The sequence below is a fragment of the Pedobacter nanyangensis genome, from assembly GCF_003313505.1.
GTDB classification, from domain to species: domain Bacteria; phylum Bacteroidota; class Bacteroidia; order Sphingobacteriales; family Sphingobacteriaceae; genus Pedobacter; species Pedobacter nanyangensis.
The window spans coordinates 224,534-251,435 of record NZ_QMHO01000005.1; the positions used below are offsets into that span (position 1 = coordinate 224,534).

Annotated in this window: 28 protein-coding genes; 11 read left to right on the forward strand and 17 right to left on the reverse strand. The window is 42.3% G+C overall.

Annotated elements, in window-relative coordinates; translation table 11 throughout:
• Nucleotides 1-161: 161 nt before the first annotated feature.
• Both DUT71_RS11150 and DUT71_RS11155 read left to right on the forward strand, forming a co-directional pair.
• Nucleotides 162-1,232, forward strand: a complete 1,071-nt coding sequence (locus DUT71_RS11150) for a sensor histidine kinase (protein ID WP_240186906.1) — start codon at nt 162-164, stop codon at nt 1,230-1,232.
• Nucleotides 1,233-1,436: 204 nt separating this feature from the next.
• The gene (locus tag DUT71_RS11155; RefSeq protein WP_113662614.1) at nt 1,437-2,189 is read left to right on the forward strand and encodes an SDR family NAD(P)-dependent oxidoreductase; all 753 of its coding nucleotides are present in this window, start codon (nt 1,437-1,439) and stop codon (nt 2,187-2,189) included.
• 65 nt (nt 2,190-2,254) lie between these two features.
• On the opposite strand, the gene DUT71_RS20535 is transcribed toward DUT71_RS11155, so the two are convergent.
• Nucleotides 2,255-2,380 carry a hypothetical protein gene (locus DUT71_RS20535; RefSeq protein ID WP_262510635.1) on the reverse strand — a complete coding sequence of 42 codons (126 nt, stop codon included), beginning with the start codon at nt 2,378-2,380 and terminating at the stop codon, nt 2,255-2,257.
• 291 nt (nt 2,381-2,671) lie between these two features.
• Here DUT71_RS20535 and DUT71_RS11160 point away from each other — a divergent pair, with 291 nt between their 5' ends.
• Entirely contained in the window at nt 2,672-3,046 is a 375-nt protein-coding gene (locus DUT71_RS11160) for a hypothetical protein (protein WP_113662615.1), read from the forward strand.
• A gap of 49 nt (nt 3,047-3,095) precedes the next feature.
• On the opposite strand, the gene DUT71_RS11165 is transcribed toward DUT71_RS11160, so the two are convergent.
• From DUT71_RS11165 to DUT71_RS11180, 4 genes are all read right to left on the reverse strand, one after another.
• Nucleotides 3,096-3,446, reverse strand: a complete 351-nt coding sequence (locus tag DUT71_RS11165) for a hypothetical protein (RefSeq protein WP_113662616.1) — start codon at nt 3,444-3,446, stop codon at nt 3,096-3,098.
• A gap of 108 nt (nt 3,447-3,554) precedes the next feature.
• Nucleotides 3,555-4,238: a DUF4377 domain-containing protein gene (locus DUT71_RS11170; RefSeq protein ID WP_240186907.1), complete on the reverse strand. Its 684-nt coding sequence runs from the start codon at nt 4,236-4,238 to the stop codon at nt 3,555-3,557.
• A 167-nt stretch (nt 4,239-4,405) separates the two neighbouring features.
• Nucleotides 4,406-4,849, reverse strand: coding sequence for a DUF1801 domain-containing protein (locus tag DUT71_RS11175; RefSeq protein ID WP_113662618.1), 444 nt, complete (start codon nt 4,847-4,849; stop codon nt 4,406-4,408).
• A 5-nt stretch (nt 4,850-4,854) separates the two neighbouring features.
• Nucleotides 4,855-5,313, reverse strand: coding sequence for a hypothetical protein (locus DUT71_RS11180; protein ID WP_205313916.1), 459 nt, complete (start codon nt 5,311-5,313; stop codon nt 4,855-4,857).
• Nucleotides 5,314-5,584: 271 nt separating this feature from the next.
• Between DUT71_RS11180 and DUT71_RS11185 the strand changes: the two genes are divergently transcribed.
• The 6 genes from DUT71_RS11185 (at nt 5,585) to DUT71_RS11210 (ending at nt 9,700) form a co-directional block, all read left to right on the forward strand.
• Entirely contained in the window at nt 5,585-6,409 is an 825-nt protein-coding gene (locus tag DUT71_RS11185; protein ID WP_113662619.1) for a LytTR family DNA-binding domain-containing protein, read from the forward strand.
• Nucleotides 6,410-6,491: 82 nt separating this feature from the next.
• On the forward strand, nt 6,492-7,112 hold the full coding sequence (locus DUT71_RS11190; protein ID WP_113662620.1) for a dioxygenase family protein: 621 nt from the start codon (nt 6,492-6,494) through the stop codon (nt 7,110-7,112).
• Complete coding sequence (locus tag DUT71_RS11195) at nt 7,105-7,746, forward strand: YceI family protein (protein WP_113662621.1); 642 nt, start codon at nt 7,105-7,107, stop codon at nt 7,744-7,746. Before DUT71_RS11190 ends, DUT71_RS11195 begins: the two co-directional genes overlap by 8 nt.
• Nucleotides 7,747-7,819: 73 nt before the next feature.
• Entirely contained in the window at nt 7,820-8,677 is an 858-nt protein-coding gene (locus DUT71_RS11200) for a helix-turn-helix domain-containing protein (RefSeq protein ID WP_113662622.1), read from the forward strand.
• Nucleotides 8,678-8,750: 73 nt separating this feature from the next.
• Entirely contained in the window at nt 8,751-9,467 is a 717-nt protein-coding gene (locus tag DUT71_RS11205) for an FAD-binding oxidoreductase (RefSeq protein ID WP_113662623.1), read from the forward strand.
• Between the two features lie 17 nt (nt 9,468-9,484).
• On the forward strand, nt 9,485-9,700 hold the full coding sequence (locus DUT71_RS11210) for a hypothetical protein (protein ID WP_113662624.1): 216 nt from the start codon (nt 9,485-9,487) through the stop codon (nt 9,698-9,700).
• On the opposite strand, the gene DUT71_RS11215 is transcribed toward DUT71_RS11210, so the two are convergent.
• Nucleotides 9,697-10,392 (reverse strand): NUDIX hydrolase, encoded by a 696-nt coding sequence (locus DUT71_RS11215; protein WP_113662625.1) that lies wholly within the window; start codon nt 10,390-10,392, stop codon nt 9,697-9,699. The genes DUT71_RS11210 and DUT71_RS11215 overlap by 4 nt on opposite strands.
• Nucleotides 10,393-10,532: 140 nt before the next feature.
• Between DUT71_RS11215 and DUT71_RS11220 the strand changes: the two genes are divergently transcribed.
• Both DUT71_RS11220 and DUT71_RS11225 read left to right on the forward strand, forming a co-directional pair.
• Nucleotides 10,533-11,609 carry a UDP-glucose--hexose-1-phosphate uridylyltransferase gene (locus DUT71_RS11220; RefSeq protein ID WP_113662626.1) on the forward strand — a complete coding sequence of 359 codons (1,077 nt, stop codon included), beginning with the start codon at nt 10,533-10,535 and terminating at the stop codon, nt 11,607-11,609.
• A complete protein-coding gene (locus DUT71_RS11225) occupies nt 11,590-12,741 on the forward strand; it encodes a galactokinase (RefSeq protein WP_113662627.1) in 1,152 nt (383 codons plus the stop codon). The genes DUT71_RS11220 and DUT71_RS11225 overlap by 20 nt, the downstream gene beginning before the upstream one ends.
• A 332-nt stretch (nt 12,742-13,073) precedes the next feature.
• Here DUT71_RS11225 and arr read toward each other — a convergent pair whose 3' ends face one another.
• From arr to DUT71_RS11285, 11 genes are all read right to left on the reverse strand, one after another.
• Complete coding sequence (gene arr, locus DUT71_RS11235) at nt 13,074-13,511, reverse strand: NAD(+)--rifampin ADP-ribosyltransferase (RefSeq protein WP_113662629.1); 438 nt, start codon at nt 13,509-13,511, stop codon at nt 13,074-13,076.
• 112 nt (nt 13,512-13,623) lie between these two features.
• Entirely contained in the window at nt 13,624-14,127 is a 504-nt protein-coding gene (locus DUT71_RS11240; protein WP_113662630.1) for an endonuclease V, read from the reverse strand.
• A 21-nt stretch (nt 14,128-14,148) separates the two neighbouring features.
• Nucleotides 14,149-15,168 carry a hypothetical protein gene (locus tag DUT71_RS11245; RefSeq protein ID WP_113662631.1) on the reverse strand — a complete coding sequence of 340 codons (1,020 nt, stop codon included), beginning with the start codon at nt 15,166-15,168 and terminating at the stop codon, nt 14,149-14,151.
• A gap of 101 nt (nt 15,169-15,269) precedes the next feature.
• On the reverse strand, nt 15,270-16,748 hold the full coding sequence (locus tag DUT71_RS11250) for a RagB/SusD family nutrient uptake outer membrane protein (protein ID WP_113662632.1): 1,479 nt from the start codon (nt 16,746-16,748) through the stop codon (nt 15,270-15,272).
• Nucleotides 16,749-16,766: 18 nt separating this feature from the next.
• Nucleotides 16,767-19,928, reverse strand: a complete 3,162-nt coding sequence (locus DUT71_RS11255; protein WP_113662633.1) for a SusC/RagA family TonB-linked outer membrane protein — start codon at nt 19,926-19,928, stop codon at nt 16,767-16,769.
• Between the two features lie 48 nt (nt 19,929-19,976).
• Nucleotides 19,977-20,873: a helix-turn-helix transcriptional regulator gene (locus DUT71_RS11260; protein WP_113662634.1), complete on the reverse strand. Its 897-nt coding sequence runs from the start codon at nt 20,871-20,873 to the stop codon at nt 19,977-19,979.
• A 17-nt stretch (nt 20,874-20,890) separates the two neighbouring features.
• Nucleotides 20,891-21,403 carry a hypothetical protein gene (locus DUT71_RS11265; RefSeq protein ID WP_113662635.1) on the reverse strand — a complete coding sequence of 171 codons (513 nt, stop codon included), beginning with the start codon at nt 21,401-21,403 and terminating at the stop codon, nt 20,891-20,893.
• A gap of 109 nt (nt 21,404-21,512) precedes the next feature.
• Complete coding sequence (locus DUT71_RS11270; RefSeq protein WP_113662636.1) at nt 21,513-22,571, reverse strand: T9SS type A sorting domain-containing protein; 1,059 nt, start codon at nt 22,569-22,571, stop codon at nt 21,513-21,515.
• Nucleotides 22,572-22,575: 4 nt separating this feature from the next.
• On the reverse strand, nt 22,576-23,538 hold the full coding sequence (locus DUT71_RS11275) for a hypothetical protein (protein WP_113662637.1): 963 nt from the start codon (nt 23,536-23,538) through the stop codon (nt 22,576-22,578).
• Nucleotides 23,539-23,604: 66 nt separating this feature from the next.
• The gene (locus DUT71_RS11280; RefSeq protein ID WP_113662638.1) at nt 23,605-24,396 is read right to left on the reverse strand and encodes a hypothetical protein; all 792 of its coding nucleotides are present in this window, start codon (nt 24,394-24,396) and stop codon (nt 23,605-23,607) included.
• A 1,397-nt stretch (nt 24,397-25,793) separates the two neighbouring features.
• Nucleotides 25,794-26,834, reverse strand: a complete 1,041-nt coding sequence (locus DUT71_RS11285; RefSeq protein ID WP_113662639.1) for a sensor histidine kinase — start codon at nt 26,832-26,834, stop codon at nt 25,794-25,796.
• Nucleotides 26,835-26,902: the final 68 nt, after the last annotated feature.

The window sequence follows — 26,902 nt, forward strand, 5'->3', positions numbered from 1 at the left end:
GAAACATCGTATAAAACTAGATATATCCATTGCAAACCACCCGTACAATTCCTGCGAATGAACCTGAAAGGTTAGCTAGCTTATTTGAGCTAGATCTTGACTATACTGCCTTAAACGATACTTTTAAAGACCTGAGCTTTCTTGCCGCCAAAATTACTGGGATGGAAATTTCACTTATTTCGTTTATAGATTCTTATACGCAATGGATTGTTTCGCGGTTTGGCCTAGAAATATACCAAACTCCCATAGATGATACGGTTTGCCAATTTACCTTGGGTGAAGAAGACCATTTAGAAATTGAAGATTTATCCAAAGATGAACGTTTCTTTGCAAAAGACTTTATTGGCGATCCCATGAACCTAAAATATTACTTAGGAATTCCACTCAAATCATCCAAAGGTTTAAACATTGGCTCCCTGTGCGTCATCGACAATAAAGCTCATGGCAAATTATCTCAAGAGAAAATTGAGCAACTTAAAATCATTGCTCGCCAAATTATCGCAAGAATTAACGATGCCAACAGCATTAAGTCACTACAAAATCGATTGCGTTTACAAACAGACACCTATAAGAAAGTAGCTCACGATATTAGAGGCCCCATTGCTGGCATTATTGGCTTGGCCGATATGATTGCCAATGATATGGATGAATATCCAAAAGCAGAACTGCAAAAGATTGTAGGGATGATGGGGAAAAGCAGCCAATCGGTGCTAGATTTAGCGGATGAAATTTTAAGGAGCTCCCTTGATCAACTGCACTGTGCGCCAGAAGTTTTTAATTTGAGGATTTTCAAAGAGAAGCTGGATAAACTTTACCAGCCACAGGCTTTCAATAAGCAAATTAATTTGGATATAGAAGTTAATCTTGCCTTTGAATCCGTATCCATAAAAAAGGATAAACTCATGCAGATCAGCGGCAACTTGATCTCCAATGCGATTAAATTTACACCCAGCGGGGGAAATATCAAAGTAATGTTAGATCTGTTTTTAGAAACAGATAACAAAACCCTCATTTTAGAGGTTCATGACAGCGGCACGGGCATTAGCCAAGATGCCGTTGACGAAATTTTAAATGGTATTGCCGAAAGCAGTGATGGTACCATTGGCGAAAAAGGCTATGGATTTGGATTGCCGATGGTACGAAAATTACTGAACGAACTTAATGGCGAGATGCGTATCGAATCCAAAATTGGTGAGGGCAGTTCTTTCCATATCCGAATTCCATATATCTAGCTTCGTCTATCTTCATTTTTAAAGCCTTAAAAGGTTGGATGCGTGCAGTCCCAAAGGGCAAAAAACATCTCCTTATTCCTTTTTTACAAGCTTTTGTCATCATGATGTTCCATTTTTAAGAAGCAAAAACTTCCATTATTACTACTTGTTTTAACGATGAAGCTTTCAATTTCTGAAAGTTCGCACACTTAAAACTTATCATTTATGTCATTATTATTAAACAAAGTAGCCTTGGTCACTGGAGCTGGTTCAGGCATCGGTAAAGCCATTGCAAAAGCTTACGCACTTGAAGGTGCTAAAGTTGTCGTATCGGATATTAATGAAGAACACGGAAACGCCACCGTGGCCGAAATCCAAAAAAACGGCGGAGAAGCACATTTTATCAAGGCAGATTCTGGCAGTGCCGAAGATCATAAGAACTTGGTAGCGGGAACTGTGGCCAAATATGGAAGACTGGACATTGCTTGCAATAACGCAGGCGTTGGGGGCCCAGCGGCACCTACTGGCGAATATGACATTGCGGGCTGGGACAAAGTAATTGCCATTAATTTAAGCGGTGTATTTTACGGATGCAGATATCAGATCGAACAAATGGAAAAAAATGGAGGTGGTAGCATTGTGAACATGGCTTCTATCCATGGTACTGTGGCCGCTCCAAATAGCGTAGCTTATACCGCAGCCAAACACGGCGTGGTTGGCTTAACCAAAAACATTGGAGCAGAATATGGACAGAAAAACATTCGCTGTAATGCTGTAGGCCCAGGTTATATTCATACACCTTTATTAGATGATAACTTGGATGAGGCCAACTTGAAAGCAGTGGCGGCAAAAGCTCCTATGAACAGATTGGGAACCCCTGAAGAAGTAGCAGAGTTGGTCGTATTCCTCAGCTCTGATAAAGCATCCTTTACTACTGGTGCTTACTACATTACGGATGGTGGTTATACTACTGTGTAAGTGATAAAATTTAGACTTACGAAGTTTAAGCAGTTAGACTTACGAAGTTTTAAAAACTTCGTAAGTCATTTAGGTTTCGCAAAGCGATTTCCATATACCAAACCGCCCGTGTACAACATTTTGTCTCTAATTGGATTATAGCCTGTGGATATAGCGGCGGCCACAATGCGCTCACCTGTAATAACACCCATTATTCTGTGGCAATATGGCCACGAAATTGAAAATTATACCTATTGGGCACCGCAATTACCACGTTACAAAAAAGAAACCTCCATGAACAAGCCGTTAACAGAGTGACAACAAGTCTGTTCATTTCAATCACAATGTTTTGTTTTTCAAATCATTGCAAACTTTCAAAAAGTCCATTAACATTCTATTGCCTTAATGATAAGTTAAGGTTAACTACCTAAAATGGAAAAACCGAAAACCTTTAGTGTTTGACGGCTGTTAGTAATGCCAAAAAACATTAAGAATAGAACATTATGAAAACTCAATTTAAATTTTTAGCCGTCTTACTGATGATGCCTCTCTTTTTTTTAGCTTGCAGTAAAGATGATGACCCTGCGGATAATGATCTATTTGTGGGCACCTATAACGGTACCATCAGTTACACCAGTGGCTCAACTTCAACACGTACCGAAACAGGGAAAGTAACGGTAGTGAAAACGGGCAATAATTATGATTTCAAATTTTCGGATGGAATTCCGGATTTGAACGGGGTAGAATTCCAGAAAAATGAAAATGAGGCTGTATCTATTGGAAACGATGAGAGCAAGTACATTAGGATAACGGCCGGAACACTTAAAATAGCTTTTACTAAGAATGGTGCCATTTGGACCGCCGACTGTACGAGATAGTTTGAAGGAGACTTACGAAGTTTTAGAAACTTCGTAAGTCTTGATTTTATTAATTCCCCTTAATCTGCTTAGGATCATTTACCACCAATTGCAGTTTATCTTTATATAAGGTAACTTTTCCTGTTACGCAAATACGCTTGTTTTCGAACATTTCTACAGGCTCTTTTTCAAACTTACTTCTATCGGCCTTAAATACCACCACGGTAATTACTTCCTTTGGAAATTTACCACCCAGGTTAAGCAAACTTAAATTCTCTAAACTACGGGCACTATATACCGAATCGCAAAGCGTAACTTCTTTGCCTACGTGGTTAACAACTTCTTTTATAGATACCGCGGTTTGGCTTTTGGCAACCATAAAGAACAGGCCAAGTGCTAAAGTAACAATCAGTTTTTTCATAAAGTGAAGATACTAATTACAACTTTAAGCTATAACATATTTTGCGATTGAAAAATAAAAAAGCCGTCCATTACAGACGGCCTTCTAAAACAACAATAAAAAAATCTATTAGGCAACTAAACCAAATATGGCTACCAATTTTTGATGGTGATAGAGGTTAAAAGTTTGATCGGCGATATCGTAGGTTAAGTTTTTAAGCGAAACAAGCTTCAGGAACTCTCCTTCTATATCGTTATCCAAACAGGCCATTTGTGTACTTACTACGTTAGAAAAAGCGATTTTGTTTTTCCCAGTAAATTGTACCAAACCACCGTAGCCGTTGCAGCCTGTATTGCCACTTATACTATTTTTTTTCACATCAAAGTTCATGGTGGCAGTGCGGTTATTTAGGGTTTGGTTATTGATAGAAAGTAGTTTCCAACGGTGCTTACCTAAAAACGCAATGGCTTTGGCATCTGTCTCTTTGGCTTTTATTTTTTTCCTGCTCAATACCTTTACCACTTCATATTTGTACGAAGAAGCATCGGCAGGCACGTTTTTAAGTTTGGTGCGTTTTACCTGCACTTTGTAACGGTATCCATCCTGGTACTTAAAATTTCGGAAACCGCTGTAGAAATACTCCCAATCTTTGCTGCTTTTATATTTCACCAAATGGCATTTCATAGGGCCTACTCCTGTACAATCGGCTTTGTTCTCTTTAATTTCCATGGTGATGATTTCGCTCTTAGCCGCAGCTTGAGCGAATTGGGAAATGGTAAGAAGCGCTATGAGTAAGGATGTTATTTTTTTCATGTATTTATTTTTGCCTATATGATGTGGGAGATATAGGATTTCCATAAAAATCAGAAAAAACAACCGTAAATAACTGATATTATGCAGGTTAAATTCACGAACAAGCTAAATTACCGTTATAAAAAAATCCAAACAGAAAGTTAAATACCCTCAGTCCCCTATCTGAACTAAGGTTTGGCTTTAATTTTAGAAATAGTTTGCCCAATAACTTTGGCAGGTTTATCCATATCCTTAACGGCAAAATCAATCGCTTCCCGTATCAAATCCTGCACGCGGGGATTACGGTAGTCTTCGGGCTTTTTAACATCAATATGCCTGATCAGTTTTCCGCTGCCCGTGAGCAATTGATGCGGGTCTTTTAGCAAGGCTCCTTGATTAAAACCGAGGTTTAAATGGTTGGTGTAAATGGGAAGCATGCAAAAAGCATCCGATAGTTTATCAGAAATAGAAAAAACTGCCGTTAACGCATGGGTATGGTAAAGCAGTTCATTACTTTGGGGATAAAGTTGTAGAATAAATGCTCGCAAATCCGTAAAAAGGGAAACCAGTTCACGCTCCTTAAAACTGAGCAAGCGTTCAAAATCGGGATATAAAGGCCTTGGAGCATACATATAGATCAGGGTTTTGTGGGCAACTGTTTAAGCTTATGGATCAGCTTTAACAGCGCTGTCCTGTTTTTTGCTTCATGGTAAAATTTGGGCAGTTTTTCCAGCAAGGTAAAATGCGACCTGTCTTTATGTTCCCTCAACTTTGCGCCAATATAGCTTTCCAAATAGGCCAAATGCTCTTGGTTATAGGCCCAAAACACTTCATTTTTAAATGGCTGCTGTAGCTTTAACATTGCACTGAAATATTGATGTGCTGCCATGCGCCAATGACCGCTAATTCCCAGAACTGTTGTTTCGGTAGTCGCTTCCTTATTGTAACCGCATTTGGGGCAAAGCAGTCGGGCTTTCTGCTTATCATAATCTACGGTAGCTTGAGCCCCGTCGCCACACGATGGACAAACTACCAAAACATTAGCCTGAAATTCTGTAAGTCGCTTATTCTGATCATTAAATCTGTCTTGCATCATCTATCTTTTTTGGGCCCTAGCTTAAAATTAAGATTTTTATCCTCTATTTTTAGAAATTTTTATCCTTTCGTACCGTAGGGGCCGCCTCATCTTGATCAATAAAGTTGGGCCGCTAAGGAAGTTTGTCCTAATACGAGATCTCGGACCAGCTGCGCTATCCTCCAATATTGCTATAAAGTTACCCTGTAAATCTCTTTTCAATCTCTACCATTTCTCCATTTACAATGTTTTAACTAACTTTCCTTAAAAACCAAACTATTCCGTATCACTTATGATTTTAGCACAAAGAGAAAAACAAACCGTTGTACCAACCGGCAAATTGCTGGGCCTTCTCTCTATCGTGTTTACCACCGTCATTTTGCTCACTATTGCGCAGGATTTTCTCGAATCCATCAGAAATAGTTCGTCATTCTATATGGAGGAATCTCTGCTATTTAAAGCAATTTGGCTACTTTTTGTCCCTATTTTAGCTTTATTACATCGAGCACTACAAAAAGTAAAATCAAAACGCTTAGTTCCACTAATTTCTTTTACATTGTCTGCAAGCGTATTCCATCTTTTTGCCGTTTCTGTAACTGTATGGGGCCTTTCCATGTTGTTTTTTGGAGGCAGATACGATCTATACAAGGTTTTTTCCTACACACTTGCACAAGATTTATATAAAATCGTAATGGTTTATGCCTGTTTCAACTTGGTGCATTTCCATTTCTTAGCCAAACCTATTTATACTGAACAAGTTGAAAAGCAATGCTTAGCGCAATTAACGATATCATACGGCCGTAATAAAGTGATGGTACTGGTTAACGAAATCATCAAAATTACATCTGCTACGCCGTATATTGCCATTCATGTCGGAGACCGAGCGTACCTACATGCCGATACGCTAAAATCTTTCCATCAAAAAATAGATTCCGAGGTGTTTGTTCAAATCCATAAAACTACCATTGTAAACCTCCAAATGATTGCTGCCGTTAAATCCCGACTTAATGGTGATTATGATTTGCAATTGAAAAATGGCGAGCTTGTTAGATTAAGTAGAACTTATGCGGAAGAATTTAAAAAAAAGCTTAATCTCGGTCCTCAGGATAACCTATAAACTCATCAGGTTAAGCTATTTTAATTTCAATGCAAATCCATAGTTCATAGTTTCGTTTTCATCATCAGAAAACATCAAAGCAATGAACTTTAAAATGAACGTAATTCTTATTTTACTACTTGTGGCTACCACAGCCTGCAGTGCACAACGAAATAAAAAAATTGGCGGCCCCTGTGAAGGATGCGAAGCGGTTTACGAGTATGGGGATAAAAAACTAAGCCCGTCAGATACTTTGCCAAAGTTTGAACAAAACACCCCCCAGTTAAAAATATCAGGTAAGGTATTTAAAGCTGATGGCAAAACGCCCGCAAAGGATGTGATCATTTACATTTACCACACCAACCGAAAAGGCATTTATGAGCAAAAAGGTGATGAAACGAAATGGGCCAAAAAACACGGTTTCATCAGAGGATGGGTGAAAACCGGAACAGATGGCCGTTATACTTTCTTCACTTTCCGTCCGGCCTCCTATCCTGATGGCAGCGAACCAGCACATATCCATATCACCATTAAAGAACCTCATGTAAACGAGTACTACCTTGACGAATATCTCTTTGAGGACGATCCGTTGTTAACACCAGATATCCGAAAGAAACAACAAAACCGAGGAGGTTCTGGCATTGTAAAACCCGTATTCCAAAACGGAATGCTTACTGTAGAGCGAGATATCATTTTAGGCAAAAATATCCCAAACTATGAATAGATTGTCCTTATTGATTTTAGCAACGCTATGGCTACCTACCTGTTTGGGCAGATATCATACCGAAGCCCCTGCAGTAACCATTAATCCAACAAGCAACAAACCTTTGGCAAACCATACCGATACGCTCAACATCAACCTACTAAAATCCACCATCAACTGGACTGCAACAGAAATGAAGGGGCTCAAGAAACGAACTGGGAAAATATCGTTGAGCAAAGCCTACTTACTGGTTACCAAACATCGCATTGTTGGTGGAAATTTCGTGGTAAACATGAACACCATGGACGTGACAGATATCCCCGCACATGAGGTAGCTGCCCGCAAAAATCTGATTGCTCATTTAAGGAGTGCCGATTTTTTCCATACAGATCAATATCCAACAGCTACCTTAATGTTAACCAATGTTGAAAAAACCGCCCCTGACCGTTTAAAAATCAGTGGTAATTTTACCATTAGAGACGTGACTAAGAACATTACGTTTACGGCTAGCCAAAACAAACATACGTTAAAGGCCAATTTCACTTTTAACCGATTGGATTGGAAAGTAGCTTATACCGGAAGCTGGGCCAACAAAACGCTAGTGGACAATGATATTGAGCTGGCAATTGAGTTGGTGTTTAAGGCAAAGCCCTAATACCCGTCAAATCATGCAATTTAATTTCAATTGGATTGGATAGCTGCTATATTTGCTTTGATAATCGAAACCGATGCGCAAAAGCAAATTATCCATCCCTTTAAAAACCATGGCCGATGAATTCGAAAGGGGAATTTACATTGCAAAAGTTTCGATGGAAGAACTGGCGGCGTATGAACCCGCCATGCACGCCCACCGCGACGATTACCATTCCTTTTGTTTTCAGGAAGAGGGTACAACCGTAATTGAAATTGACTTCCAGAAATACAGCATCACAGGTCCCGCCATAGCCTATATACACCCCAATCAGGTACATCGCATGTTGGCGGTGCAAGAAATCAATTTAAGCATATTGATCATTAACAGCGAAAACCTTCATCCCGAATGGCTTAAAATACTACAGGAGATAGCACCCGCTCCGCCACTAAAATTAAAACCGCAAGCCATCACTCTTTTCAGGGAAACCATTTCTTTGTGCCTCAAATTTTGGGAAAGTAAACCAGAGCAGCTTTACCAATCTATTTTAAGAGACAGCTGCAATGCCTTGGCGGGATTGGCTGCCAAACAATACCTGGAACAAGCTAAACCTAAGGCCAAGCTGAGTAGCGCCGAGGTTATCAGCAGTAATTTCAGGGCTCTCCTGGAACATCATTTCGTCCAATGCAAAAGTCCGGCGGTTTATGCCGAGAAACTAAATATTTCTGCCGTTTATTTGAACGAATGTTTAAAAAAAACTACAGGCCAGCCTGTTTCCTATCATATCCAACAACGTGTTATTTTGGAAGCCAAGCGGCTATTATATCACTCCAGCCAATCCGTGAAAGAAATTGCGGCCGAACTAGGATATGATGATTATCCCTATTTTTCCCGTCTTTTTACCAAGGTGGTTGGCATATCAGCGCTGAGCTTCCGGAACAGAAACCTCGATTAGTCCAATAATCACCTCAAATCCTCCTTTCCTGCTAAACGTATTTGGGCTTGCTTTGTAAAAAAATTTACAGCTTATGCCCAGTGCACCAAAATGGTTATTTGACGTTGTTGAACGTTTACTACTCCCTAAAATTCCGCTGATGGAGGTTTCTATTGTTGAGCAACTATCTCCATCCGTTAAAAGAATACAATTTAAAGGCGCTTTTGAAACCCTACAATTTCAAGTAGGTTCTTATCTAGATTTCCGAGTTTCGGGCACCGAAGCCCGAAGGTACACCATTTCCTACATCGACCCGCAAAAGGAAATATTGGAATTTATTGTCCATTTGCATGGCGAAGGCCCAGGCAGATGGTTTATGGATCGTTTAAAAATAGGCAACAAAACAGTGGTGAGCGCTCCCAGGGCCCATAAATGCTATGAAAAATCGTTCAAAAAATATCTTGTTTTTGGTGATGAAACTTCTTTAGCACTAGCCTGCTCTTTATTGCCGGCACTCGTTAGCAATAACCATGAATTTAGTTTCTACTTTGAATTGGCGCAGGCAAATCAGGATGTTCCCGAACTGCTAGGCATCCCAAATTGTACCGTATTTGCTAAAAACGGCTCCTTCCATAACGAAAAATGGATCAGCAATTTGCCGTTCATGGAAAGCTCAGCCAGTAACGACACCGCCTTTGTACTTACCGGAAATGCAAAATCGGTACAGGTTTTCAAAAAGGTGATAAAGGCTAACACCAAGGCCAAAATCTTTTCACAAGGCTATTGGCTTGAAGGTAAGAAAGGTTTATAATCATCAATCCGTGAAGCATGATATACGTATTTAAAACCTCTGTACAAACCGAAAGCGACGTGCTACTGTTAAAACCACATCTGGATAGCGCGTTAGACAAGATAGAATGGAATTTTGACCTCGAAGATTGTGACCACATCCTCCGGGCCGACACGCCCAGGGAAAACCCGGAAAAAATAGTAGAAATACTGAAGCAAAGCGGCTTTGAATGCCAAGAACTGGATGAATACTAGCTGGGGCTACGAAAAACATTCAGTACCAAATGGAAATCTGACTGGTATTTCTTAGGATTAAGCTTAAAATAAAAAGCACCCTTTTTAGAGCCCGATTTGTCCTTTTCCTCTAGCTTGATAAGCAAACCGGTAGATTTTATTTTCCGATTGAAGTTGCCCGTGTCAATTTTCATGTCGTTCACTTCCTCAAAAAGTACCTGCAATTGAGGAAGTGTAAATTTTTTGGGCAGCAATTCAAACAAAATGGGATGTAAAGCCGCTTTATAACGAAGCTTTTTCCAAGCATCGGCCACCATGGCCTCATGGTCGAAAATCAGATCCGGGCACTCGTTAATCGGAAACCACTCCGCCTGATAATCTGCATTAATTTGAGCGCTATATTTATGAATATCAATCAGGGCGAAATAGGCCACCGAAAAAACACGTTCAATAGGATCCCGATCTGGCTTTCCGTAAACCTGAAATTGTTCCAAATAAATCCCATCTAGCCCGGTGTTTTTTTTCAGTATCCTTACAGCGGCCTCGTCTGTACTCTCTTGGGCACTCACAAAGCCACCAATTAAGCTCCACTTGTTGATTTCGGGCTCTAATCCCCGCTTTACCAGCAACAGTTTTAAACGTTCACCATCAAAACCAAACACAATACAATCCACGGCAACCAGGTAATGCGTTTGATTTGAATATTCGATCATTGATATATTATTTTAATTGTTGCTGTTCAACTTTATCGCCCAAAATTAAAAAACCTTTGCAATTTATTAATTGTCATATTAACTATTAATAAATTATCTGTAGCTTAGCCCCAACCAATTACCATTTAAATATTGTTAACATGCACGGATTGCACCATCTCGAATCAAATCCACATCGGAGATTAAACTTACTTACTGGCGAATGGGTGCTCGTTTCGCCCCACCGTACCAAACGGCCTTGGCAAGGGAAGGTAGAAGATTTACCACGGGACAACAGACCTGCCTACGATCCCAAATGTTACCTATGCCCTACCAACAGCCGGGCCGATGGAGACCTCAATCCTGATTATCAGGGAAGCTTTGTTTTTAAAAATGATTTTTCGGCACTGCTAGAAGATACGCCTGCGGCGCAATACAACGAAAATGAATTATTGGTAGCCAAAACAGAACGTGGTCTCTGCAAGGTCATCAGCTTTAGCCCCAAACATCACCTTACCTTACCAGAACTGGGCATAGCCGAAATTGGCAAAGTGGTTGATCTTTGGCAGAGCGAATTCAAAAACCTTTCTGATCAGTCTTGGATTAAATATATCCAGATTTTCGAAAACAAAGGCGAAATTATGGGCTGTAGCAATCCTCATCCTCACGGACAAATATGGGCGCAAAGCGATTTGCCTGTAGAAATCATCAAAGAAAGCGAGCGGCAGAAAGCCTATTACGAGGTACATCAAACCAGTTTATTGAAAGCCTATTTAAACCTGGAGCTGGAAAAAGGTGAACGGATTATTTTTGAAAACGATGCTTTTGTGGTATTGGTTCCTTTTTGGGCAGTATGGCCTTATGAAACCATGATCATCAGTAAAAGGCCCGTGCAAAACCTCATGGCTTTTGATACGCAGGAAAAGCATTTACTTGCTGAAGCTATTAAGGTGATCACAACCAAATACGATAATCTTTTCGAAACCTCTTTCCCCTATTCGGCCGGAATGCACCAGGCGCCTGTAAACAGTGGCAACCATCCGGAGTGGCATTGGCACATGCACTTTTATCCACCGCTGCTCCGGTCAGCTACGGTAAAGAAATTTATGGTAGGCTATGAGATGTTGGCCAATCCGCAACGCGACATTACACCTGAGTATGCAGCTGCCCGATTAAAAGAACTTTCCATCGAACACTATAAAAGTAAAACGCATCCACATGAATCCCCTATCACTTAAAAATACTTTCAAAGAAATATTCGGTAGCGAACCGATGCTCGTTAAATCACCAGGACGCATTAACATTATTGGCGAACACACGGATTATAACGGTGGATTGGTGATGCCCGCCGCCATTAACAAAGCCGTGTATGTGGCTATCTCTAAACGAGATGACGAGCAGATCCAGCTCTATGCCGAAAGTTATCAGGAAAAATATATTGGCAGCCTCAATAATGTAGAAAAATGCGAAAAGCCCTGGGCCAACTATATCCTTGGGGTAGTACATGGCTTATTGCAACGTGGTTTTACCTTATCGGGCTTTAACCTCTACATTTATGGCGATGTGCCTCTTGGAGCGGGCTTGTCTTCGTCGGCCGCCATTGAATGTGCCACTGCCTACGCACTTTCCCAACTTAATCAGCTCCCCATTACTAAAATAGACTTGGCCCTGGTTGCGCAAAAAGCCGAACACGAATTTGCAGGGGTAAAGTGCGGTATTATGGACCAGTTTGCCTCGGTATTTGGCCAAAAGGATTATGCCATGATGCTCGACTGCGAATCGTTGGAACACGAATATATCCCTTTAAAACTTGATGGCTACAAATTGGTACTGTTTAATACCAATGTAAAGCATTCCTTAAGTGAATCGGCGTATAATGAAAGGAGAGCACAATGTGAACAGGGCGTGGCATGGGTTAAAGTTCAACATCCCGAAGTGCAATATTTAAGGGATGTAAGTCCGCAAATGTTATTGGAATATGTAATGCCCAAAGATGCCGAAGTATATACCAAATGTAGCTACGTGGTGGCAGAAATAGATCGTGTAAGAAGGGCTGCCGCAGCTTTAAAGGATGGCAGGTTGGAAGCATTGGGCAAGTTAATGTTTGAAACACACCAGGGTTTAAGCAAAGACTACGAGGTAAGTTGCAAAGAATTAGATTTTTTGGTTGAACAGGTGAAGGGCTTAAATGGAGTATTAGGTGCTAGGATGATGGGCGGAGGATTTGGAGGCTGTACCATTAACATTGTAAAGGATGAGGCAATTGCTGACTTGACCAATAAATTGACTAAGCTTTACCATGACCGGTTTGGGCTAACGCTGAGCACTTATGTGGTAGAAACCGCAAATGGAGCCCAACTATTGCCTTAACAATCACAGGCCCTACCTTAAGCATCTCAATATAAGGGTTGAGGTAGGGCTTATCAATTATAGCGCCGATACCGGTTCTTTCCTTTGCGAGAGTTTTTCAGCAATCAATTTCTCCAAGGTTTCAGGGCTTAAACATCCGCATCAAAAAAGTTTCGATAGGTGGAGTTTTTTTGGGGGTAAAAAATATTTTAATATTTTTTGATGTTGATACAATAAAACCGCTTTAGTGATGTTTATATTACTGAGAGCGTTAATTTAGATGGCGGGGACAAGGCGGTATGCTAAGTCCCCGTTTCTTTTTAAGCATTCCCTAGAAATATGCGCTGCTTTTTTTAATCTATAATAACATTAGTGCCTTGTGCTGTCAGCTTTTGAAGCGCTTCTCTCATGGTTTGCACCTGCTCTGGCGTATGTGGCAACCAAGTGGTTACTTCGCCAATTACCCTAAAGGGATGTACTGAACGGTAGGACATGGTTGGGTTTCCTGGAAATTTTTGATCCGTTACGTTTGGATCATTTTCTATTTCGCCTGTGGCTTCTACTAAATAAATTCTTTGGCGTTGGTTGCCCAAAGCTAATTCTGCGCCCCAAATTGCAGCGGTTATCGTAGCAGCTACATATACATGCCTCAATTTTCTATCAGCGTAGTTACATTGGAAGCCTGGTGAAATAAAATCTCCTATTTTAAGATCGGCCTTGGTGCCGTGGAAAAAAGTTTGCGCAAAGGGGCTATGGGTTATTTGGTTTGGTTCTCCTACTATTTTATCCATACATTGTTGTTATTGCGTAGCTACTGATAAAGCAGCAATTAATTAAACACCGAAATTACGCTTTAAGGAAGATAAATATAAGCATTGAACCTGCAATTATTTCCATGCTTCGTTAGGGGGACTTTGTTAGCACATCTAGCTTTTTAAGCAATGCGGGCATTCTAAAATCGCCGTTCATTATTTTGATCTTTTCGGTGGCAAGGTCAAGGTCGACTCCGATAGCGGTAATAAATAGAGGTTTTGAACTGTTTCCTCTTAGCAGTGCTTTTTTATTTGTTTTCAACGAAATGAAGTCGGTTTTGGCTACCCCAATAACAGGGATGGTTTTACCCAATGCTTTGTAAAGATGGCCACCTAGTCCCATTTTGCCGTCATCATCCAGATAAACAAAGCCGTCAACTATTATCGCTTCGAAAGCGCCAAGTTTGTAAGTTGCCATCAAGCTAAGTATACACGGCAGCTCCCTTTTATAAAACTCACCGGATACGTACTCGGCAACATGTTCAAGGGTTTCCGCATAACGATGCCTTTCTGCGGTAGCTTCCCAATCATCAAAGGCTAAGCCAACTGTTTTGGCCTTGTTTTCGAAGTAATAGGTATCAACCGCTAGCAACATACGTTATCCAAAAAATATTTTTTATTCTTCTTTTTTATCAGGCCAGATGGCTTGCGTTACGCACCATTTCAGGTATTCGACAATTGTTGGAAATTTTATGGCATCTGCTTCATAACTTGTCCATTGATCTTCTAATATCTGTACTATTCTTTTTCTGTACAAATTGTTCGGCAAATAAGTAGAAATCTTGTAGTTCTTATCCAGCAAACCGCAAGCTTGCGACAACTTCACCTGCATGAGGAGGCAAAGGCTCTCTTCTATTTCATAATAGCTATGCCCGTTGGCATTTAAATATTGCATAATTTCTGCAAAACCTTCCTGATTGGACCAGTCTTCACCAGTGTATTGACCAATCATTAAATGAGTAAGTTCATGCCCCATAAACCAGGGTAAGTTAGGCTTTTTAAACAGTTGCGTATGAATACTTGGCTGATCTACCAATCCGCTACCAGCCGTATGAAGTGCAATTGCCCCTATAAACAACGAATTGAAACTTGGCTTGAGCCTAAGAAGGCCAAAAAGTTTTTCGGTAACTTTTAGGTTCTTTTCCTGCTCTTTCCAAACAGAAATGGTATGTAATTCTGCTTGCCGGATACTGTCTTTCCAAAATTTTTCGAATAGCGGAAAATATTCCTCGCCTTGTTTAATGATGGTTTGCAGGGTATCAAAATTGGGCAAAGGCTCGCCAAAGGATAGGTGTTTTAACGGTTGTGTTGTTATTCCACTGGTTTCGCCCCGGTAATGGGCTACCAGCGGATACAATGCCTGATACTGTTTCAGTTGCATTACATTTGCACGCTCGGTAAGTGTTACTGGTGCTCCCCGATAGTTTAAGACGGCCTTTAGCGGAACTTTTTTAGGAAGTGTTGGAAAACCACCTACATTTCTATAAAACAGGTAAAAAAGAAAATCGGCATATACGTTATGGCCAAATGTTAACTTAAGTTTCTTATTGTTTTCCGATGGATAAACCTTGGGGCTTTGCGCATATATAGGGCAAACGGAAATCCATAATAAAAAGGCTAGCAAATATCTTCGCATGTTTGTTTTTGTATTAAACGCAAAAAACCGCTACGAAACAAATGGGACATACCGCTTTTAGGCACTTTCATGTTGTTCCGTAGCAGTTTCTATTTAAAAGATTACCAATCTGCGGCCGGATTATAGTAAGTTTCTACATCTGGTAGTGGCAAGGTGTACCTTGGGTCTGCTACTTGGATTAATGATCCTGCTCCTATGGAAAGCATTGGTTCTGCTTTTCTGGCCAAGTTATTGTATCTCATGCCCTCGGCCAAAAATTCTATCCGCCTTTCGGTCATGATAGCCTTTTCCAGCGCTGCGCCGGTAGCCAACGCTCCAAAATCGTAATTGGGATCAGAACGGTGCCTTACGGCATCTAACAGCGCCCTTGACCTTACCAGGTTACCGCCGGCAATCAATGCTTCAGCTTCGGCAACGTTCAACAACACTTCTGCATACCTGATCTGCGGAACAAAATCTACGAAAGGTGCCGTACCTGAAAATTTTTTGGTGAACCAACCAATGGAGGCCGAATATTGCTGTATAAAAGCGGTTCTTCTGGCATCTGCGGCCGGCCATGCGGGGTCAGAGTATATTCCAAAACCAGTGGTGTTGATGAGGTACTCCAAATTACCATTGCCTGCATTAAAGTAAAAGCCCAATTGGTTTTGCGTGCCTGGTGGATTGGTTGCATCCATGGGCAGGGAAAAAATAGATTCGGAAGTAGTAAATGGTGCTACAAATACACTGGCAATATTGGCCTGAAGTGCGTGTGGTGCCCTTTGCGCATTTTCGAAAGGTGCCGCTTGCGGCACAATTTTATTTCCCTCTTCCAATACCTTTGCATAATTACCCATAGCTAAATACACACGGGTTTTAACCGCAATTGCAGTATTTTTATGCGCACGCGTAGTTCTTAGCAAAGCGCTTCCATAGGTGTTTGGAAGACTTTTCTCGGCTTCATTCAAATCATCCAATATCTGCGCATAAACCTGTGCTACCGTTGAGCTTTTAAGTGTGTTGTTCTCGGCGGTAAGCTCGGCCTTCAAACGAATTGGCAAACCTCGGGATGCGCCATTGTTCAACACATAAGGTTTTGCAAAAATCTGCACCAGGCCAAAATAGGCATAGGCCCTCAAAAATCTAGCTTCTGCCTTATAGTTATCATATAGTGCCTCGCTTAAAACCTTTTTGTTTTTTTCCAGTCCTTCTAAAAAATAGTTTACCCTATTGATGACCAGATAACCTGCTGTCCAGATATTGCCAAGGTTGGTATCTGACGATTGGACAGTGGCATTGTGAACGGTAGCGCCTGTATTTGAATTGAATTCCCTAACACGGAATTCTTCCGCTCTGATATCGTTATAGATCAAGTAACGTCCTCCGAATAAGGCTCCGGACTTAGCCGTGGCATATAAGCCATTTACTTGTGCCAATATTCTTTCTGGCGAGGTAAACGCCTCTTCGTCAATCAAGGACAGTTCTGGCTTTGCTACCAAAAAATCTTTTTTACAGGAACTAACGGTTAGCGTTAGGGAAAGTGCCAGTACGGCAAATTTTGCCAAAGGCTGATGATATGTTTTTTTAAAGAAAGTATTCATGATCAAATGAGTTAAGTGTTATAATCCTAAACTAAGGCCAAAAGTGAAGGACCTGCCTTGTGGGATACTGTTACGTTCAATACCAGCTGCCAAGTTGGAATTTCCGTTAGTTGAAATCTCGGGATCAACACCGGTATAACCCGTAATGATGAAAGCATTGGTTACCTGTCCATAAACTCTTAGGCTTTTAATTCCGGTTCTTCCAAAAACAGCAGTAGGCAACTTGTAACCTAGCGTAGCGGTCTGTAATCTGAGGAAATCGCCTTTTTCTACATTGTCGGTAATTGGGAAACTTGATCCGTTAGAAATGTTATCGCCATAAATCACTTTTGGGATTTTGGTAACCTGGCCCGGTGTGGTCCAAGCATCAAGTACTTCCGTAGAATTGTTCCAGAAACGCTGATCTAGCAAACCAGCCCTTGATCCGTTATAGATATAGTTGCCACCGGTGAAGGTAAAATTGAAGGCCAAATCAAAATTTCCGTAGTTTAAGGTATTGTTAAAACCGCCGTACCAAGTAGGCATGGTATTGCCTGCATAAACAGCATCTTTGGCCGCTGTAATTGCAGGTGCAATGGCACCATTGTCTACGTAGGTCCATGCGGTAGTTCCGGCATGGTGCAAATACTGTACCTCTCTGCCATTGGCATCTAAAAATATCCTACGGCCGTTTGCTGGGTTAACGCCATTGGTTCTTACGGCGTAAATACCCGATACGCTTTTTCCAGCTTCGGTAATACTTGCGCTTTCCAGGCCGCCGGTAGAACCAATGATATTAGGGATACCGCTAGCCAATCTTTGTACCTTATTTTTGATACTGGTAAAATTCAGGTTGGTATTCCAGCTAAAACGGTTGGTTTTTATGGGGCTGCCAGATAGGGCAAACTCAAAACCACGGTTGTACATGCTTCCCACATTAAGCAGTATGCTATTCCCCGGAATACCTTTAGAAGCCGCCTGTGGCACCCCTAAAATCAAATTATCTACGTGTTTATTGAAATAATCAACCTCTAGGGTTAAACGGCTGCTAAACAAACTTGCCGACAGGCCAATATCTGTTTGCTTGGTTACTTCCCAGCTTAGCACATTGTTTCCAGCTTGGTTAAAAGCCCATGCAAGTGCCGAAGCACCGTACAGCCCAGAGCCGAACGTGGTAAATTCATTGTACGGGCCTACGTTTCCATTACCAACGGTACCGTAGCTGGCCCTTAAACGTAAGCTGCTTACCTTGCTTCCCAGTGTCGAGTTTTTGAAGAAATCTTCCTGGGCAATTTCCCAAGCCACGGATGCACCCCCGAAATTGCCCCATCTGTTTTTAAAGGCAAGGCCTGAGTTGCCATCTCTTCTAAAATTTCCGCTTAAATAATACCTCCCCTTGTAATTGTACGAGGCGTTGGCAATATATGATTCAAATGCAATTTGCGAAATTCCGTTACCCGCTGCCACAATATTGGCAAAAGTACCTTGATAGTTATCAAAGAAATTTGGGTCCAATAATCCTGTGCGTAATGCTCCCCAGCTTAAGGTTCTGGTGTTCTGGAAATCAGAGCCTACTTGTGCGTTAAAATGATGGTCGCCAAAAGTTTTGTTATACTGTAAGGTAGTAATCCAGTTCCAGCTATTTCTTCTGATCAAGCTATTAAAGGCGTTTCCTCCGGCTGAGTAGCCATCTCCCTGGAAAGGGTTCCAGTACCTGATATTTTCGGTGTATGATTTGTCCCAAGAGTAGGTAGACTTAAGGCTCAATCCATCTATAATTTTAACCTCTGCACCTAAATTGGTTAAAAACCTGGTGGTTTCTGAAATATTCCTGTCATGCTCTATCAGTACGGATGGATGTGACCATGATGTGCCAATAAGGTTGTTTCCGCTACCTACGCTATTTAGGGTATAGTTATAGGTGCCATTAGCATTTCTTACGGCAAGGTTTGGCGACAGGGCAAAGGCAATACGCCCAAGACCAGAAGAGTTAAAAGCCCCTCCTGGTACCGATCCGCTGTTAGGCGAATTATTATCTGAATTGGTGAAGGCCATATTTAAGTTGAGGTTTAACCAATCCGTTGCTTTATGGGTTAAATTTGCCCTTCCGGTATATCTTTTAAAGCTGTTGGCCTTTAAAAAACCTTTTTGGTTGCTAAGTCCGCCCGAAAGGAAATAAGAAGTTTTTTCGGAACCTCCAGAGAGATTCAGGTTATGGTTTTGGGAATAAGCCGTTCTGTACACTTCATCGTACCAGCGGGTATCAACCATGGATCCGTCTGGATTATAATTGGGGAAGAAGCTTTTTCCTCCAACGTGCTGCAACGGCCCAATGGAAGCAGGGTTAACCTGAAGCGCATTGGTTACGGCAGTGTTTTTTACATCCATATATTGTTGGGCATTGAGCAGTTCAGGCAATCTGGTTGCTTTTACTGAACCTATCCAGTTATCGTAGGTGATTTTTGAGGAACCTGCTTTTCCTTTTTTAGTGGTAATTACCAATACCCCTGCAGCGGCCCTGGATCCATAGATAGCCGTTGAGGCCGCATCTTTCAAGATATCGATCGATTCGATGTCGGCCGGGTTAATATCTCCCAATGGGTTATTGGCGCTTGAGTTGGTAGAAACATCGCCGGTAGGGAAAGGAATACCATCTACAATAACCAATGGGAAAGAGTTTAGTGAAATGGAACTTACCCCACGTACACGGATTACCGGTGGGTTGTTGAGCAAACCGTTGGGTTGTACAATGTTAACCCCAGCGGCCTGTCCGGTAAGTCCCTGCCCAAAACTTTGTACGGGCTTGTCCTTGATAGCATCGCCCGTTACCCTGGAAGCAGAGCCTGTAAAATCTTTCTTGGCAATGGTTCCGTAACCGGTTACCACCACTTCGGTTAAGGCCTTGGAGCTCGATTCCAGCAAAACATTAACGGTTTGCTGTTCGCCTATAGCCACCGTTTGGGTGCTATAGCCTATGGAGCTAAATTCTAAGGAAATGGTACCCGTTGGTACGGTTAACGAGAACCTGCCGTTGGGTCCCGTTGACACGCCTACGTTTGAGCCTTTTACCTTAACGCTCACGCCTGGCAAGGGCAAGCCGTCTTCCTTGGACGCCACTATGCCCGTTACGGTTCTGTTTTGGGCAAATAGCGCAAAGCAGAACAAAAAATTGGCTACTAATAACAGTAATCTTTTTTTCATAATTTAATGGTTAGTTAATTGATTATATGTGATTTAAAACATACATGGTTAAATTAAACCTGTATCAACAAGGTTATTTCCGATAGCGTATTTCCGATAGGCCAATGGGGTTTTTCCCTCTCGGCCATTGAACAGCCTGATAAAAGCGCTGGTATCTTTAAGCCCTACCTTTCCTGCTACCAGTTTAACGGAATAGTTTGTGCTCAACAGCATTGATTTTGCCCGTTGTAGCCGCAATTGTATCAGATATTGAAAGGGAGTGATCCCGTAGGCGGCCTTAAACGTCCGGAGCAAATGGTTCACCGAAAGACAACAATAGGCCGAAATATCCTCGAGGTAAATTTTACGGTTAAAGTTGCCGTTGATAAATTCTCTGGCCAACAGTAGGCGCCTCAACAGTTCTTTCCGGGTTGCGGGGTTTAAGGAGTTCAGTTTGTTTAGCCTGTTTGATACTTCATTTTGATAAATACGGTAGTACTCGAACAAGCAATCGTGCAGGTATTGGTTTACCTTCAACTCATTGGGTTCACCTATTTCTAAACTGGCCTTGAGGTGATGGAGATGATACTGCATCATATCGCTCAAAGGATAAAGGGTTTCCATAAAGAAAGGTGCCGTGTGGTTGCTTGTTTCTACATGCTCTTGGTTACTTTGGTTAAAGATCCGATGGAAATTTTCGATGAATGGCACCCGCATGGCTAAAGAAAGCACAGTTACGGGGCTGGTGCTTTTTACCGAAGCTTTGTAGGTTGTGCCTGCATTAAAAAAAGCAAAACTATCTGGGAAGATATTCAGTTTCCTACGCCCCATGGTACAACTTTCCGATCCGCTAAATACAAAACGCATGGTGTAAAAATGCTCGGCATCTTTTGGGCTGTAGAAAGACTCGCAAGTATTCTCGCTGGTTACCCTATTCCCATTGGCTAGTTCAACAACGTGCTTCATAAATTTGGGTGCAAGGGTTATAGTTTAAAGGTTATTCCAAGGCTAAGTATGCCCACGCCATAACCGAGTTCGGCAAAAGCACCAACTTTTTCGGTAAACCAGTATCTGCTGCCAAGATGCCCACCAATCACGATGTCGCCCGCAGAGGATGAAGCAGGCGCTTCTGAATCTCCCTGCCATTTTACCGAAGAGATATTATAGCCTAGTACCGCACCGATATATGGATCAAATTTTTCGGTGTTTACCTTAAAGTGGTAAGATGCTCTTGCCGCAACCAACAGGTAGCTATATTTCCATTGGCCTGCATCGTCGTAGCTTTCGCTCTTTCGGGCGTAACCCAAATAAATTCCGCCACTTATCTTTTCGGTAAAACCATGTTCGTAAGATATCCCAATGGGCATCCCCAGATTTCCGCCAACGCCCAGGCCAATGTTAAGGTGCCGGTCATCTTTTTGATGCTGGGCAAATAAGGAAGTAGCTCCCCATATGAATAAGGAGCTTAATAGGGTTCGTTTTTTAAAATTCGTCATGAGATATTTTGCAATTGTGTTTGGCAAGCATATGTAGAGAGCGTATTTGAGAGCGTATTTAGAGAGCGTTTTTAAGAGCGTATTAAACCCCACTGTTTTGGAGAACTGTTTATCGAATGAGCAGTTTCTCTACGATGGTGTCGTTATTTTCCTTTACCACCTTTAAAAGGTAGGTTCCTGCGGGCAGCCTGTTAAATCTGACGGTGTGCGTATCTGCGCTGGCATCAAGGGTGGCACGGTATAAGGTTTGCCCGGTAACGGTGCTTATGGCTACCATTTTTGCCTTGGGAATAGCAATGTTTACAAAGTTGGTAGCGGGATTTGGGCTGATAACAAATTGTGCCAACTTTTGGGGTGCTACGGTAGTCAATTTGCTATAGCTGAAGGTGCCGTCCTTATCTACCATTTTTAGCCTATAATAAATAGTGGCGGCGTTAAGCAAACTTGCCGGCAAGGTTTCCCTTAAGGAATAGCTTTGTTGGGCGGTACCGTTTTTGGCCTCAATCCTACCGGCGGTAGTAAAGTTCATGCCATCAATGCTCCGTTCAACCATAAAATGTGAAACGTTCATTTCATTGGCTGTGGTCCAAAAGTGCCTTACCGACCGATTATCCAGTGCTGTACTATAACTTAGCAGCTTTAAGGGCAAAATATCTTCGATCTCGAAATACTTGACCGTGGTTGTGCTGAATTTTCCTTCGGTATCTCTGGTTCTTACATAGAAATAATGCCCACCCTTAGCCAACATACTGATATCTATGCTGGCAGTTAGGTCTTCTACGTTTGGATTGGTGGCCACTGGGATACTTGTTGCGTTTCCGATGCCGGGGTCGTTATCTATAAAGTACTCTACATAGCCAATACTGGGCAAAGTTGCCGTTGAAAACAGCTCTCTGTAAACCATTCGTTTGTTGACTATACTCCATTGTCCGGTGGCTGCCTGGCTGCGTACCATAAAATAGTGCAGGCCTTTTGGCAGTGCCGAAACATCTACATTAAAGCTGAGGTTGTTGATCTCATTGGCACTTACCAATGGAACTGGTGTGGCTAAACCAAAACCTGGATCTACTCCAAAGAAATATTCAACCCTTAGGATGGTGGTTTGTGCAAAAGCATTGGCCTGTGCCACTACAAAGCACCATAAAAACATGATTATTTTTTTGTACATATGTTTACCTGTTTGTTTTGGTACTGATGGTTACCTGTATAGTGTTACCACTAACAATGCCGGGCAGGTCTAGCTTATAAATAGAGGGAATTGGTGGCTGTAATGCGTTAAATAAATAGGGATCGGCACCTCCGGTCATTCCGCAATCGGCTCCGCCCAAACCTGCTCCTTTGGCGGGACTGGTAGGTTTTAGTTGGTAATACCTGTCATCTGGTGCGGCTGCCACAAATATATCAGCCAGTGGAACGCTAAAAACATTGTTAAAGCTATCAGAAGTTACCTGTACCCCACTCTTGTAATAGAAATCAGCAGAAAGTACATTATTGGCAAAAATGCTACTGTTAAGATTTGCGGCGCCATTAAAAATAATATTGTTGCTGATATCCGAATGGGAAGCAAACAGGTTAGCGTTAATGGTATTATGATGTAAGGCAATGTCGTTTACGGCAGAACTGATTTCTATAATACCACCAATAAAGTTATTGGTTAAGGCAATGTTATTGCTTTTATCGATGCTAAGCCTGGTGATGTAGTTATGGTAAACTAAAGCATCTACAGTGCTGGTTAAGTTTATTCTTCCATGATTCCGGTACAAGCGTATTCCTCCTACACCTTCTGTAATAATATCGGCTTTTACACCTGCCACAACGGTATGACTTGCTCCGAAACGGATATAAATTTGTGCTATGGTTGCTCCTGGTGTGCCGGGCAGCTGATGCCCTTCATAGCTGTCTAAAAATGCGCCCAGCCCCATCACTACCAACTTTTTGTCGATATTAAAGGCGGGATAGGTAATAGAACTGCTTTCAAAATAAAGGGTATCACCTGGTTGGGCGGCATCATGCGCCTGTTGGCCGTTGATATAGGTTGAATTGGTTACGTAATTGTTGTTTACACGAAAAATTTTGGCGTTTAATTGCGCTGTTGCCAGCAAACAGCACATGGTCACAAGTAAAAGTTTCTTCATATCATTAAAAATTAAGGTGAACTGCAAACCGCTGTGAAAAAGGCCGCAGAAACTAATGGATTGGTATTATGGTTTAATTGCCTCCATAAGCTCCCGGAGATCTGTTTCGGCAAGTCCATTGCCATCGGTAAGTTTCCAAAACATGGTTTGGATTACCGAATAGGGCTCCAGCCATGCAGGCTGTACGTAATCTGGCCGGTAAGCATCCATGGGATTGTAATGTTGTTTAAGCTTTAAATGAGGTTTGTTATTTAATAGGGAAAGAAATTTCAGTGCTTGTTCATTTTTGGTCACTACTGTGGGAATATACATGCCCTTTCCTATGGGATAGTTACGTGTATCAGGGGTATTGTTTTCTTCCCAAGGTAGGCCCTTGCCCGAGTTCATACAGGCCACGCCCAGGTAAAAGGTAGTGGTATCATTTCCACCAGTATTTCCATAAGGCGGCATGGGAATAGGTTCTCTGCCCATCAGCATTCCATTTTGGATTCTACTAGGCGCAACGTTCATGACTACTAGCCCTTCTGGAAAGATGATTTCTCCTCCTTTCCAGGTACTATCGGCAACAATGTTGATGTCTACATAAAAGGTATTCATGTTTCCATGAAGCTTCTTGATATCGGGATCAAAGGGATGATTAGGACGTTGTACAAAACGTAGGCCCTTGGGCAATTTAAAGGGGGTTCCAACTGGCTCTTCGTCGCTATCTCCAAAACCTGGCTCGTTTGCTATGTTAGCTAATTGGGTAAAGGGTAGTTTTTCTTCTTCAATGGGCTTTTCTCCGCTTTTACTGCACCAGGCCAGGGTAGTAAGGCACAAGATTGCGAACAAATTGACACTTAAATCTCTCTTATTCATGCGAACAAAACTAAAAGTGCGGCATGTTTGCCTATGTTTTTTTCTACGAAGTGCAATTATCAAGGTTAAAATGCAAAAAAGACGGGTCTAAGTCACTGCTTCGATTCTGCTTTAAGAAAGTTTAAGGAAGGATGGTGCAAAGGTTTATTTCTGTGCCATGAACCTATTATGAGGACGGCGGGGACGCCGCCCTTTGCAAGTGCGTGCCCACCGGCATAAGGGTGGTGTCCCAGCCAACCTTTGCAAGTACAGAAGGGTCTAATCACCCCTGCATAAGGTGGCCTCCCCACTACCCTTTGCAAGTGCGTGCACAGAAACCGGCATAAGGGTGGTGTCCCAGCCGACCTTTGCAAGTATAGAAGGGCCTAATCATCCCTGCATAAGGTGGCCTCCCCGCCACCCTTTGGTAAATACAGAAGGACCTAATCACTGTTTCGATTTAACTGAGAAAGTTTAAGGAAGGATGGCGCAAAGGTTATTTCTGTGCCATAAACCTGTTATGAGGGCGGCGGGGACGCCGCCCTTTGCAAGTGCGTGCCCAAAACCCTGCATAAGGGTAGCGTCCCAGCTGACCTTTGCAAGTGCAGAAGGGCCTAATCATCCCTGCATAAGGGTGCTGTCCCAGCCGACCTTTGCAAGTACAGAAGGACCTAATCATCCCTGCATAAGGTGGCGTCCCCGCCACCCTTTGCAAGTGCATGCCCAGAACCCAGCATACTGGTAGTGTCCCAGCCGACCTTTGCAAGTATAGAAGGGCCTAATCACTGTTTCGATTTAACTGAGAAAGTTTAAGGAAGGATGGCGCAAAGGGTTATTTCTGTGCCATGAACCTATTATGAGGGCGGCGGGGACGCCGCCCCTTGCAAGTGCGTGGCCAGAAACCGACATAAGGGTGGTGTCCCAGTTGCCTCTTGCAAGTGCAGAAAAGCCTAATCGCCCCTGCATAAGGTGGCGTCCCCGCCACCCTTTGGCAAATACAGAAGGACCTAATCACTGTTTCGATTTAACTGAGAAAGTTTAAGGAAGGATGGCGCAAAGGTTATTTCTGTGCCCAAAACCTGTTATGAGGACGGCGGGGACGCCGTCCTTTGCAAGTGCGTGCACAGAAACCGACATAAGGGTGGTGTCCCAGTCGACCTTTGCAAGTGCAGAACGGTCTAATCACCCCTGCATAAGGTGGCGTCCCCACCACCCTTTGGCAAATACAGAAGGACCAAATCACTGTTTCGATTTAACTGAGAAAGTTTAAGGAAGGATGGCGCAAAGGTTATTTCTGTGCCCAAAACCTGTTATGAGGACGGCGGGGACGCCGTCCTTTGCAAGTGCGTGCACAGAACCCTGCCAAAGGGTGGCGTCCCCGCCGCCCCTTGCAAATACAGAAGGACCTAATCACTGTTTTAACTATTCACATAGAAATCAATTTTAAGACAGCCCTGTTCGTTTTTTGAAATGTGGAGCTCTTCATTAAACTGATGCGCTAAACGTTTCGCCGTATTTTTTAGTCCTACACCATCGCCATTAAATATTTCATCGAGGTTGCCCCGATAAGCCTTTCCTGTATTTTCAATAACGATATGGGTTTTGCCATATTCATGCACACATCTAATTTGCACAAAACCACCTTCTATAGAGGGCTCAATACCATGTTTGATAGCATTTTCTACCAATGGCTGTAATAACATGGGCGGTATCTCTACCAGTCCGGCGTTGGGAAAGCTCTGGATGTTCACTTGAAGCCTTTTGCCAAACCTTACCTGCTCCAGGGCAAGGTAAGTGGCCATAAACTCCAGCTCTTGGCTCAGCGGAACGGTTTCCTGCTGGGTAGATTGCAGCGCATATCTAAAAGTATCGGCCAGGCGTGCAATCAAGATCCGAGTGTGTTCCTGCTCGTTAGGTAGCGACGCACTGATACTGTTTAAGGTGTTGAACAGAAAATGTGGCTGTATCTGCGCTTTTAATGCACTAATTTCGCCCTTATGGGCCAGTTCCTTTAACGCCTGTTCCCGCAGCAGCTGCTGTTCCCTTTCCCTAAAAAAAAGATCGATATGTAATGAACTGAACACCTGCACATAAAATAACAAGTTAGGGCCGATATTTTGGAAAACCTGCTGGCGGGTCATGACTGGCAAACCCACCGCACGGTTATAAAAGTAATATAGCAACACCCAGATGGCATAATACATCATAGCGGTAGCCAAATGGAGGGCAAATCTTCTTTTGATGGGAATTTTCGTCAATTTACGAAAATGCAACCACCAAATGGGCAAACAGGCCAAAGCCATGATCAAACAATCAACCCCAAGCTCTATCAAAAAAGCCCAACTAAAACCCTGCGAAAACAAACGTGGGGTTCCGTAAAGCACGCTCATGACAATGAGCACAAAAATGAAAAGGAGTATTTCCCTCCTGGTGGCGTCACGCCTGATGAAATTTAACATGGATCTTTATTTCAATACAATTTTAATCATTAATAATCAAATGAGCGTCTTCTTTGCTTTTAGCCACA

What these genes read in the sequence shown, in the direction of transcription:
- DUT71_RS11240 (WP_113662630.1), bottom strand. Translation starts at nt 14,127, where the DNA reads ATGTTGCTAGCGGTTGATACCTATTACTTCGAAAACAAGGCCAAAACA.
- DUT71_RS20535 (WP_262510635.1), bottom strand. Translation starts at nt 2,380, where the DNA reads ATGGGTGTTATTACAGGTGAGCGCATTGTGGCCGCCGCTATATCCACA.
- DUT71_RS11275 (WP_113662637.1), bottom strand. Translation starts at nt 23,538, where the DNA reads ATGAAGAAACTTTTACTTGTGACCATGTGCTGTTTGCTGGCAACAGCG.
- DUT71_RS11180 (WP_205313916.1), bottom strand. Translation starts at nt 5,313, where the DNA reads ATGATGCAAGACAGATTTAATGATCAGAATAAGCGACTTACAGAATTT.
- DUT71_RS11160 (WP_113662615.1), top strand. Translation starts at nt 2,672, where the DNA reads ATGAAAACTCAATTTAAATTTTTAGCCGTCTTACTGATGATGCCTCTC.
- DUT71_RS11210 (WP_113662624.1), top strand. Translation starts at nt 9,485, where the DNA reads ATGATATACGTATTTAAAACCTCTGTACAAACCGAAAGCGACGTGCTA.
- DUT71_RS11255 (WP_113662633.1), bottom strand. Translation starts at nt 19,928, where the DNA reads ATGAAAAAAAGATTACTGTTATTAGTAGCCAATTTTTTGTTCTGCTTT.
- DUT71_RS11250 (WP_113662632.1), bottom strand. Translation starts at nt 16,748, where the DNA reads ATGAATACTTTCTTTAAAAAAACATATCATCAGCCTTTGGCAAAATTT.
- DUT71_RS11270 (WP_113662636.1), bottom strand. Translation starts at nt 22,571, where the DNA reads ATGTACAAAAAAATAATCATGTTTTTATGGTGCTTTGTAGTGGCACAG.
- DUT71_RS11215 (WP_113662625.1), bottom strand. Translation starts at nt 10,392, where the DNA reads ATGATCGAATATTCAAATCAAACGCATTACCTGGTTGCCGTGGATTGT.
- DUT71_RS11220 (WP_113662626.1), top strand. Translation starts at nt 10,533, where the DNA reads ATGCACGGATTGCACCATCTCGAATCAAATCCACATCGGAGATTAAAC.
- DUT71_RS11265 (WP_113662635.1), bottom strand. Translation starts at nt 21,403, where the DNA reads ATGACGAATTTTAAAAAACGAACCCTATTAAGCTCCTTATTCATATGG.
- DUT71_RS11195 (WP_113662621.1), top strand. Translation starts at nt 7,105, where the DNA reads ATGAATAGATTGTCCTTATTGATTTTAGCAACGCTATGGCTACCTACC.
- DUT71_RS11170 (WP_240186907.1), bottom strand. Translation starts at nt 4,238, where the DNA reads ATGAAAAAAATAACATCCTTACTCATAGCGCTTCTTACCATTTCCCAA.
- DUT71_RS11200 (WP_113662622.1), top strand. Translation starts at nt 7,820, where the DNA reads ATGCGCAAAAGCAAATTATCCATCCCTTTAAAAACCATGGCCGATGAA.
- DUT71_RS11245 (WP_113662631.1), bottom strand. Translation starts at nt 15,168, where the DNA reads ATGCGAAGATATTTGCTAGCCTTTTTATTATGGATTTCCGTTTGCCCT.
- DUT71_RS11185 (WP_113662619.1), top strand. Translation starts at nt 5,585, where the DNA reads ATGATTTTAGCACAAAGAGAAAAACAAACCGTTGTACCAACCGGCAAA.
- DUT71_RS11150 (WP_240186906.1), top strand. Translation starts at nt 162, where the DNA reads ATGGAAATTTCACTTATTTCGTTTATAGATTCTTATACGCAATGGATT.
- DUT71_RS11205 (WP_113662623.1), top strand. Translation starts at nt 8,751, where the DNA reads ATGCCCAGTGCACCAAAATGGTTATTTGACGTTGTTGAACGTTTACTA.
- DUT71_RS11285 (WP_113662639.1), bottom strand. Translation starts at nt 26,834, where the DNA reads ATGTTAAATTTCATCAGGCGTGACGCCACCAGGAGGGAAATACTCCTT.
- DUT71_RS11260 (WP_113662634.1), bottom strand. Translation starts at nt 20,873, where the DNA reads ATGAAGCACGTTGTTGAACTAGCCAATGGGAATAGGGTAACCAGCGAG.
- DUT71_RS11155 (WP_113662614.1), top strand. Translation starts at nt 1,437, where the DNA reads ATGTCATTATTATTAAACAAAGTAGCCTTGGTCACTGGAGCTGGTTCA.
- DUT71_RS11225 (WP_113662627.1), top strand. Translation starts at nt 11,590, where the DNA reads ATGAATCCCCTATCACTTAAAAATACTTTCAAAGAAATATTCGGTAGC.
- DUT71_RS11165 (WP_113662616.1), bottom strand. Translation starts at nt 3,446, where the DNA reads ATGAAAAAACTGATTGTTACTTTAGCACTTGGCCTGTTCTTTATGGTT.
- arr (WP_113662629.1), bottom strand. Translation starts at nt 13,511, where the DNA reads ATGGATAAAATAGTAGGAGAACCAAACCAAATAACCCATAGCCCCTTT.
- DUT71_RS11280 (WP_113662638.1), bottom strand. Translation starts at nt 24,396, where the DNA reads ATGAATAAGAGAGATTTAAGTGTCAATTTGTTCGCAATCTTGTGCCTT.
- DUT71_RS11190 (WP_113662620.1), top strand. Translation starts at nt 6,492, where the DNA reads ATGAACTTTAAAATGAACGTAATTCTTATTTTACTACTTGTGGCTACC.
- DUT71_RS11175 (WP_113662618.1), bottom strand. Translation starts at nt 4,849, where the DNA reads ATGTATGCTCCAAGGCCTTTATATCCCGATTTTGAACGCTTGCTCAGT.